An 8,067-nucleotide genomic window follows, 5' to 3' on the forward strand; every position below is an offset into this window, starting at 1 on the left:
TCGTACCCGTGTGGTGGTGCTGTGCTACGCCTGTGAGTACGTTTGCGAATTTGTTTCCGAAATGAAGGCCTCATGAGAATGGGGCGCTTCGGCGGCCAGCGCGGGCAGATGCACGGTAAAGACGGTCCGTCCCGGCACGCTGTCCACGGTCACCGCACCATCGTGTGCGGCCACGACGGCCTGCACGATGGCGAGCCCGAGACCGGTGGACCCGGAGGCACGCGAACGCGAAGAGTCGCCCCGCGCGAACCGCTCGAAGACACGCGGCAGCAGACCCGGCGGAATGCCGGGCCCGTCGTCCTGCACGTCCAGACACACCCAGGAACCCCGCCGGTGCACGCGTGCGGTCACCGTGGTGCCGGGCGGGGTGTGCGTACGGGCGTTCGCGAAGAGGTTCACCATGACCTGCTGGATACGGGCGGCGTCGGCCTGCACGAGCGCGGGTTCGTCCGGCAGCTCGAGCCGCCAGTTGTGCTCGCGCCCGGCCGCGCGCGCATCGCTCACGGCGTCCACGACCAGCGGGGACAGGTCGGTGTGCTCGTAGGAGAGGGGCCGTCCGGCGTCGAGCCGCGCAAGCAGCAGCAGGTCCTCGACGAGTCCGGTCATCCGCCCGGCCTCGGACTCGATCCGGCCGAGCGCGTGGCGGGTGTCGGGGCCGGTCTCTTCCCTTCCGCGTCTGGTGAGTTCGGCGTATCCACGGATGGACGCGAGGGGCGTACGCAGCTCATGGCTGGCGTCCGCGACGAACTGCCGTACCCGCGTCTCGCTCTCCTGGCGCGCGTGCAGCGCTCCGTGGACGTGGTCGAGCATGCGGTTGAGGGCGGCGCCGACCTGCCCGACCTCCGTGTGGGGGTCGGTCTCGGACTCGGGGACGCGCTCGTTGAGGGTCACCTCGCCGCTGTGGAGGGGGAGTTCGGAGACTCGGGTGGCGGTGGCGGCTACTCGGCGGAGGGGGCGGAGGGCGACGGTGACCAGGGCGGATCCGGCGAGGCCAGCGGCGACAAGGCCGGCGGCGGTGACACTGACCTCTACGAGGATGAGGGTGTTGAGGGTCTCTGTGACGGACTCGGTGGGCACGGCGACGTAGAAGTCGCCCTTCGGGCCCCCCGTCGTGTACTGCACGCGGTATTCACCCAGGTCAGTCAGGGTGATCGTGTGCTTCTTCTCGTCGCGCGGAACGCGGGCGAGCTCGGACTGCTGCGTGTCGGTGAGCTCAATTGCTTTGGGCTTACCGTCGATGCTGTTCGTCGACTCCGCGCTGCGGATCGCACTCGAGATCTGACCGTTCCCGTCGACCTCGGCGCCGATCGTGCCGAGTTCCTGCGGGCCTCTCGTGACGAAGTCGAGCGGGTCCTCGGGCCGACGGAAGTTCGGGTCGTTGGCCATCTGCGGCGGGCCGCCAGCGCGGTTCGCGACCTCCGTGACCGTGTCGTTCAGCTGGTCGTTCAGCCGCTGCCCCATCGCGATGGTCGTCACCGTGCCGATCACAGCGGCCACCACCGCGATGAGCGCCACCGCGGAGACGACAAGCCGCGTCCGCAGCGTCCGAGGCTGTCGGCGCCGCTGCTTCCGCAGCTGTCGTCGTCCGCTCATGAGGCGGCGGGCTTGATCAGGTAACCAGCTCCGCGCCGCGTGTGGATCATCGGCTCGCGCCCGGCGTCTATCTTCCGGCGCAGGTAGGAGATGTAGAGCTCGACGACGTTGGCCTGGCCGCCGAAGTCGTACGACCACACGCGGTCGAGGATCTGCGCCTTGCTGAGCACCCGGCGCGGGTTGCGCATGAGGAAGCGCAGCAGCTCGAACTCGGTGGCGGTGAGGTGGATGTTCTGCCCGGCACGCGACACCTCGTGGCTGTCCTCGTCCAGGGTGAGATCCCCGACGACGAGCGTGGAGTCGGAACGCCGGTCGGCGGCACCGGAGCGGCGGATCAGCCCGCGCAGCCGCGCGACGACTTCCTCCAGGCTGAACGGCTTGGTGACGTAGTCGTCGCCACCCGCGGTCAGCCCGGCGATACGGTCCTCGAGGGCGTCCTTCGCCGTCAGGAAGAGGACGGGAACGTCGGGCAGCTCGCGCCGCAGGCGGCCCAGCACGGCCAGCCCGTCCATGTCGGGCAGCATCATGTCGAGCACCACGGCATCGGGCCGGAACTCCCGGGCGGTCTGCACCGCCCCTGTCCCGTCACCCGCGCTGCGGATCTGCCAGCCTTCGTAACGCAGGGCCATGGACAACAGTTCGGTGATCGACTGCTCGTCGTCCACCACAAGCACGCGGACGGGGCTCCCGTCCGGCCTCAGCAGTTCGGTGCGCCCCTGGGGCGAGGTCGTGGTCATAGCCAACACATTGCTGGGTGCCTCTGAGAACTCACTTGGCGGAACCTGTGAATTTCCTGAGAAACACACAGGAGCCACTCAGGGAACGCCTGGGCGGATCTTGTCGGACGCGAGGTGATGTGCCCCGGGTCTGATGGAGTCGGACTGCCGGACGAGAAGCGACGCTCACAGCCCGAAGAGCCGCGCCCCGTTCCCGTAACAGACCGCCCTCAGCCAGTCGTCCCCGAGCCCGAGCCGCTCCAGTGCGTGGAGTTGATGGACGTACGCGTACGGGATGTTCGGGAAGTCGGAGCCGAGCAGGATCCGCTCGCCGAGGTCATCCAGCCGGGGCAGCGCCCGGCGCGGGAAAGGCGCGAACCCTTCGCTGAAGTCCGTGAACGCCATCGTCGTGTCCAGCCGCACCTCGCCGTACCGCTCGGCGAGGCCCAGGAAGTCCTCGTACTCCGGCATGCCCATGTGTGCGACGACGAGCCGCAGCCGGGGGTGCCGGGCGAGCACCCGCCGGATCGGCTCCGGCCCGGTGTGTTTGCCGGGCGCGGGCCCGGACCCGCAGTGGATCACGACGGGTATCCCGGCTTCGGCGAGCAACCCCCAGGCCGCATCGAGGAGTTCATCGGCCGGGTCGTACGCACCCACCTGGACGTGCGCCTTGAAAACCCGCGCCCCTTCGGCCACCGCCCTCCGCACATACGCCGCCACGCCCGGCTCCGGGAACAGGGTCGCCGTATGCAGACAGTCAGGGGTCCGGCGGGCGAAGTCGACGGCCCACTGATTCAGCCACTCAGCCATGCCCGGCTTGTGCGGGTAGAGCATGGCGGTGAACGCACGCACGCCGAACTGCCGGAGCAGGGCGGCCCGTTCACCCTCCTCGCCCCGGTAGGTGATGGGCCAGTCGAGGCCGGTCAGTGGACCGACCGCGTCGAAGTACTCCCAGACCTTGCGCAGGACACGCTCGGGCATGAAGTGCGTGTGGACGTCGACGAGCCCGGGCAGTCCGAGCCCTTCCCAGAACTGCCGGACTTCGGCGCCTTCTTGAGGCGGACGGACACCAACACCGTCTGGAGCGGACCGGGCCTCGGCACCTCCGTGTTGAGGCGGTGCCGTCCCGCCTTCCCCCTCAGCCCTGCCCACGCCGGAACCCATGGCTTCGCTCGACCCTGGCGACATGGACGGTGTAACTCTCGTACCAGCTCTCCCGCCCCTGCTTCTGCGCCGCCCGGTGCTCCATGTCGCCGCGCCACTCCTCGATGGCCTCGGCATCCCGGAAGTACCCGACGGTGATCCCGAGCCCGCCCGGTGTCCGCGCCGAGTCCATCCCGAGAAATCCCGGGATCTCCTTCACCAGCTCCTCCATCCGCTCGGCTGTCTCGCCGTACCCGTTGTCCCCCTCGGTCCGCACAGAGGTGAACACGACGGCGTAGTACGGCGGTTCATGCGCGGCGACAGGCGCAAGGGGTTGATCGCTCATGTCACCCACTCTCGGGCTGAGGCCTGCCCACGTCCAGCGCCTTTCAGAAGAGCCCGTCCTGCAGCCCGTTCTGCAGACCGCCGAACCTCCGCACGGGCACCGTCACCGCACCGGCCGTTTCACCCTGACCGACGGCACTCACCTCCCACCCCTTCATCAGCCGCGTATCCAGCACGACAACCCCACGCTCGCCGGCCAGATGCAGATCGGGCCCGGCGGCAGCCACCAGCTCCCCCGTCACGACGCCTCCCGCCACGAGCTCGCTGACCGCCCCCACCGCCGGCGGCAATCCTTCAAGCCCGAACACCCCGGCATGATCGACAGCCACGAACGGCATCCGCTCCAGGGACTCCGGCCACCCACCGAGCCCCACGGCCTTCGCATGCAGCGCCTCGACCTCGCCCGCCCGCACCACCGCCTCCGGCAACGCACTGCGCACGGCCCGCTTGGCGTCGTACGCGATCCGATCCGGCACCCCCAACGCCGTACGCAACAGCTCCTCACTCCGCCGAGCCGCCATCAGCGGCCCCCGCCCGAGCCAGCTGAACACCACGGCCCCCTGCTCAAGCAGCCTCGCCTCCCCCCTCTCCACAGCCGTGATCCCCACCTTGACCATCCCGCTCCCGAACCACGCGAGATACACGTGATACGGCCGCGGATCACCGGCGACGGTATCGGCGGCAACGGAGTGCGCCCGCTCCAGCCGCGCACACTCCTCACACTGCGCCCCAACACTCCGCCCCGACACGACAGCCAGCACCGCACAACTGTTCCCCCGCGCCCCCACGCAAGTCCGCGCACCCCCGTCGACCACCGCGAACGCCACCCGCTTCCCCCGCACCAACGCACTCCTCCGCCCACCACCCCACCCGAGCACAGGCCCGTCGACACCCCACCGCAGCCCCGTACATCTCCACACCTGTGCCATCACCGAAAGCGTAGAGCGCACCACTGACAAGAGGTCCCCGGTGATTCACCGGGGACCTCTCACCTGTGAGTGCCGTTGTTGCGGCCAGGGCTGCCGTCTATGTGGACGCGCCAGGAGCCCGGTACTGGACCTGCCCGGCGGTGCGCAGGGCCTCCATTGTTTCGTCGACGGTCAGGAGAACAGTCGTCTCGAACGAGCTGAGCGCGCCACCCCCGCTGATCGCCAGCGCAACCGCGGCCATGGACACGTTGTCCGGGGCCTCCCACAGGTTGTAGCCGTCGTGCGTGCCGAAGGCATACCAGAAGCCATGGAGTTTCCCGCCGACGGACTCGATGTACGACTGTGCGGCCTGCGCCCGGTCCTCAGGGTGGCCGATCAGCCTCGCCCAGGTCTCCGGCGTGTAGCTGAACCTCGATAGATAGAGCGGCATCACGTCTCCCTTTCGTCCCATCAAGGGATGCCACGACGGGGAGAAAACCCGCCGGAGACGGCCCGCGTATCCCCCGAACGGCCGCGGGCGCCCCGAAGTACTCAGGCAGAGCTGAGTACTCACGCTCTGGCCGGTGACCGCGTGAGCCGAAACCCTTGAGACATGAGCCAAGGACTGCGGAAACTCGTTCTCCAGCTGCTGTCCATCCTCGTGACAGCTGGGATCTCAATGGCGATGTGGGCTGCCTGGCTGGGCTGGGACCAGCAGCGTGACGTGCAGCCTGATGGCTCGATGACCGGCCCGTACGAGACGTGGCAGGTGATCGGGCTGGTGCTGACTCTGCTGGTACCGGTGTACTGGGCAGCCTCCCGGCGCTACTTCGTAGGCGCTGTGCTCGGCACCACGGCCGGCCTGACCGCTGCCGCCTTCTACGACTGGTCGGACGACGACTCCGGCCTCTTCGCGGTCGGCGTGGGGTTGATCATGATGGGAAGCCTCGCCGCGACCGCCGTCGTATCCGCCGTGACCGCCGCCGCTGCTGATCATCGGCAGCGGCCACCTGCGGCTCACTACCGGCCCAGCTGACGGCCGGCATCAGCTCCTTGCTGGGCTTCGCTGCCGTACGGTCCGAAAACGTCAGAGGCCCCGGATTACCTTCTCCGGGGCCTCTGACGCGTAAACAGCTCCAGTTCAGGGACTGTTCGGGCAGGGCTGGGTGCCCGTCTACATTTCTGGGCGGGCCGGTGTGAGTGTGAGCCGGTTGTCGCTGCCCGGCTTCTTCCAGCTGACTGCGTTGGCGTGGACGATGTATGCCTCGCTGGTGTCGTCCTGGCCCTCGACGCATATCAAGCGGCGGGTTCCTCTGACCGCACCTCGGTCGATCTGGGTGAAGTCAGGGAAGGAACGCAGTATGGGGGTGATGTAGCGGGTGCCGAAGATGTCGAAGATCTCGTACTTCTCGGTCTTGTTGCGCTTGAGGTAGGCCAGGCGGAGATAGCGCGCTCCGGCGCCTTGGACGATCATGCGGTAGGCGGGGTGGTCCCGGACGGTGCCGAGGGTGGCGTTCTGGACGTTGCCCTTGTTGCCGGTCATGCCGAACAGGGGCAGCTCGTCGATCAGGGGATCGATGGGCTGGGTGCACCAGGAGTCGGCGTCGGTGTAGATGCCGCCGTACCGGGCGAGAAGTTCGAGGCGGAGAAGGTCGGCCCGTATGGCAAGCGGCTGGTCGGCCAGGGCGTCGTAGATCCACTGGTTGTGCAGTACGGGGAGGTTCTTGTCGGTCCAGAGCTGGACCTGGTAGTCGGGGTTGTGCTTCTTCCAGGTGCGGAAGTTGTCCCGGTAGGGGAAGGCCTTCTCGCCGATCCAGATGATGTGGATCAACTTGGGAACGCCCGCCTGCGTGGTGTCCGCCGATGTGACGGTGGCGGCAGCGGCGGTGGATGTGCGAAATCTCTTGAGGATCACGGTGCCTCCCAGCGGACCATGGTGTTGAAGAAGTCGGCCGCCTGCGGTGCAGCGGCGATCGGCTCACAGCGCTCGGCGATCCCGGCCGGGTCGAAGCGCTCGGAGTCCTTGAGCGCCGCATCCGCCATCCGGTGCTGCAGCGCCTCGTTGTCGATCAGTTCGAGCAGGCCCTCGGCGATGGCCCCGACGTTGCCGACCTGGACGAGACGTCCATCCACTCCGTTGTCGGTGATCTCCCCCGGGCCGTGCGGGCAGTCCGTGGAGACGACGGGCAGGCCGCAGCGCATGGCCTCGACCGTGGAGAGGTGCTCGGCGATGCGGCGGCCGGTGAGCGCGCTGTACTGGCCGTAGCGGCCCTCCCCGCGCGGGAAGACCCGGGTCAGCTCCTGGTCTGCGGAGCCCCCGTCATATCCCGGGCTGTCCTCGCGGACGTCGACGAGGTGGCGCACGCGCGGGTTCCGCTGGAACACCGGCTCGTCGCAGTGGCCGAGCACCGAGGCGATCTCGACGTCGTACTGCTGGTCAAGGTTGTACGTCGTCCGGGCCGTGCCCCCGATCCCGTGGTCATTGCGTAACGCTGAGGAAATCTGCATACGTCCCCGTATCTCCGTCTCATCCATCTAACAGAGGGCTAGACCGGGGAGTTGGCGTAATGGTTGGGCTTGCTTACCATCTTGTTCTCGAACAGTTGGGCTATTGGTAACCGCTTTCTGGAACGCTTTGGCGCCGAGTCGCATCAGGGCTGGCAGGACACCTGCGGTACGTCGAAGCACTCGTTGTTCATGTCGCCTTGGCTCACCCGTTCCCGGGTGCCCTCCCAAGGGCCATTGACACCCTCGAACCGGCTGCGCTCGGCTCGGGCGGGGGATCCCCTTCGGCCCGTGCAGCAGCTCACCGAGGAGGACGTGGAAGCGCTCATCGACTGGATGATCACCAGCGCCCGGCGCATCGGCGGGACACCCGGCACCGGGCGGAGCGTGCGGACCGTGGAACTGACGCTCGGTCGGCTGCGCGCCGTGCTCGACCTGACGGCGGGCACGATTCGGGTGAGGCGACGCTCCCTCTCGTCACGGGCGAGGCCTACGAGGACGTCCGGCCGGGTGGTCGTCGACGAACTGGGGCGGGTGGTCAAGACAGACTGGTTCAGGCGCCGGGCATACGAGCGGATGCGGTCCGCGGGTGTGCGCCGGGTCCGGCTGTACGACGCGCTCAATCTCCATGGCCCCGACGAGGAGCCGGAGGGGGAGGAGTCGAGCGACTGAGGGCGAGTTCCGGCCGCACTGATGTCACCCGTTGATGCCAAAGGCCCCGCCGGGCGAACCGACGGGGCCTTTGACCTGTGTGCACTCGGCAGTGTGCTCGCTCAGGACATCGGAATGGGGTGTCTCAAGACATCGGCATGACCTCGGAGGCAGGGTCTGGCGATGTCGAAGAGGCGTCTGGTAAT

At 68.1% G+C, this 8,067-nt stretch carries 10 protein-coding genes; 2 read left to right on the forward strand and 8 right to left on the reverse strand.

The genetic code is table 11. The features are described 5' to 3' along the window. Positions 1-24 precede the first annotated feature (24 nt). The 6 genes from OP79_RS19310 to OP79_RS19335 form a co-directional block, all read right to left on the reverse strand. Positions 25-1,593: a HAMP domain-containing sensor histidine kinase gene (locus OP79_RS19310; RefSeq protein ID WP_051744740.1), complete on the reverse strand. Its 1,569-nt coding sequence runs from the start codon at positions 1,591-1,593 to the stop codon at positions 25-27. Continuing rightward, positions 1,590-2,330 (reverse strand): response regulator transcription factor, encoded by a 741-nt coding sequence (locus tag OP79_RS19315; protein ID WP_033321480.1) that lies wholly within the window; start codon positions 2,328-2,330, stop codon positions 1,590-1,592. The genes OP79_RS19310 and OP79_RS19315 overlap by 4 nt, the downstream gene beginning before the upstream one ends. A gap of 165 nt (positions 2,331-2,495) precedes the next feature. Continuing rightward, positions 2,496-3,473, reverse strand: a complete 978-nt coding sequence (locus tag OP79_RS19320; RefSeq protein WP_078491885.1) for an amidohydrolase family protein — start codon at positions 3,471-3,473, stop codon at positions 2,496-2,498. Then, positions 3,448-3,798, reverse strand: coding sequence for an antibiotic biosynthesis monooxygenase family protein (locus OP79_RS19325; protein WP_033321481.1), 351 nt, complete (start codon positions 3,796-3,798; stop codon positions 3,448-3,450). The genes OP79_RS19320 and OP79_RS19325 overlap by 26 nt, the downstream gene beginning before the upstream one ends. A 43-nt stretch (positions 3,799-3,841) precedes the next feature. Continuing rightward, a complete protein-coding gene (locus OP79_RS19330) occupies positions 3,842-4,726 on the reverse strand; it encodes a DUF2797 domain-containing protein (protein ID WP_033321516.1) in 885 nt (294 codons plus the stop codon). A 97-nt stretch (positions 4,727-4,823) separates the two neighbouring features. Next, entirely contained in the window at positions 4,824-5,156 is a 333-nt protein-coding gene (locus tag OP79_RS19335) for a GYD domain-containing protein (protein ID WP_033321482.1), read from the reverse strand. 162 nt (positions 5,157-5,318) lie between these two features. On the opposite strand from OP79_RS19335, the gene OP79_RS19340 reads away from it, so the two are divergent. After that, positions 5,319-5,741 carry a hypothetical protein gene (locus tag OP79_RS19340; protein WP_033321483.1) on the forward strand — a complete coding sequence of 141 codons (423 nt, stop codon included), beginning with the start codon at positions 5,319-5,321 and terminating at the stop codon, positions 5,739-5,741. Between the two features lie 138 nt (positions 5,742-5,879). Here OP79_RS19340 and OP79_RS50455 read toward each other — a convergent pair whose 3' ends face one another. Together OP79_RS50455 and OP79_RS19350 are read right to left on the reverse strand one after the other, a co-directional pair. After that, on the reverse strand, positions 5,880-6,620 hold the full coding sequence (locus OP79_RS50455) for a glycosyltransferase family 32 protein (protein WP_051744741.1): 741 nt from the start codon (positions 6,618-6,620) through the stop codon (positions 5,880-5,882). Next, positions 6,617-7,213, reverse strand: coding sequence for a glycosyltransferase (locus OP79_RS19350; RefSeq protein ID WP_033321484.1), 597 nt, complete (start codon positions 7,211-7,213; stop codon positions 6,617-6,619). Before OP79_RS19350 ends, OP79_RS50455 begins: the two co-directional genes overlap by 4 nt. Before the next feature lie 288 nt (positions 7,214-7,501). Here OP79_RS19350 and OP79_RS56425 point away from each other — a divergent pair, with 288 nt between their 5' ends. Beyond that, positions 7,502-7,882 (forward strand): hypothetical protein, encoded by a 381-nt coding sequence (locus OP79_RS56425; RefSeq protein WP_033321485.1) that lies wholly within the window; start codon positions 7,502-7,504, stop codon positions 7,880-7,882. The last annotated feature ends 185 nt before the right edge of the window (positions 7,883-8,067 follow it).

The organism is Streptomyces yerevanensis, from assembly GCF_000716805.1.
GTDB classification, from domain to species: Bacteria; Actinomycetota; Actinomycetes; order Streptomycetales; family Streptomycetaceae; genus Streptomyces; species Streptomyces flaveus.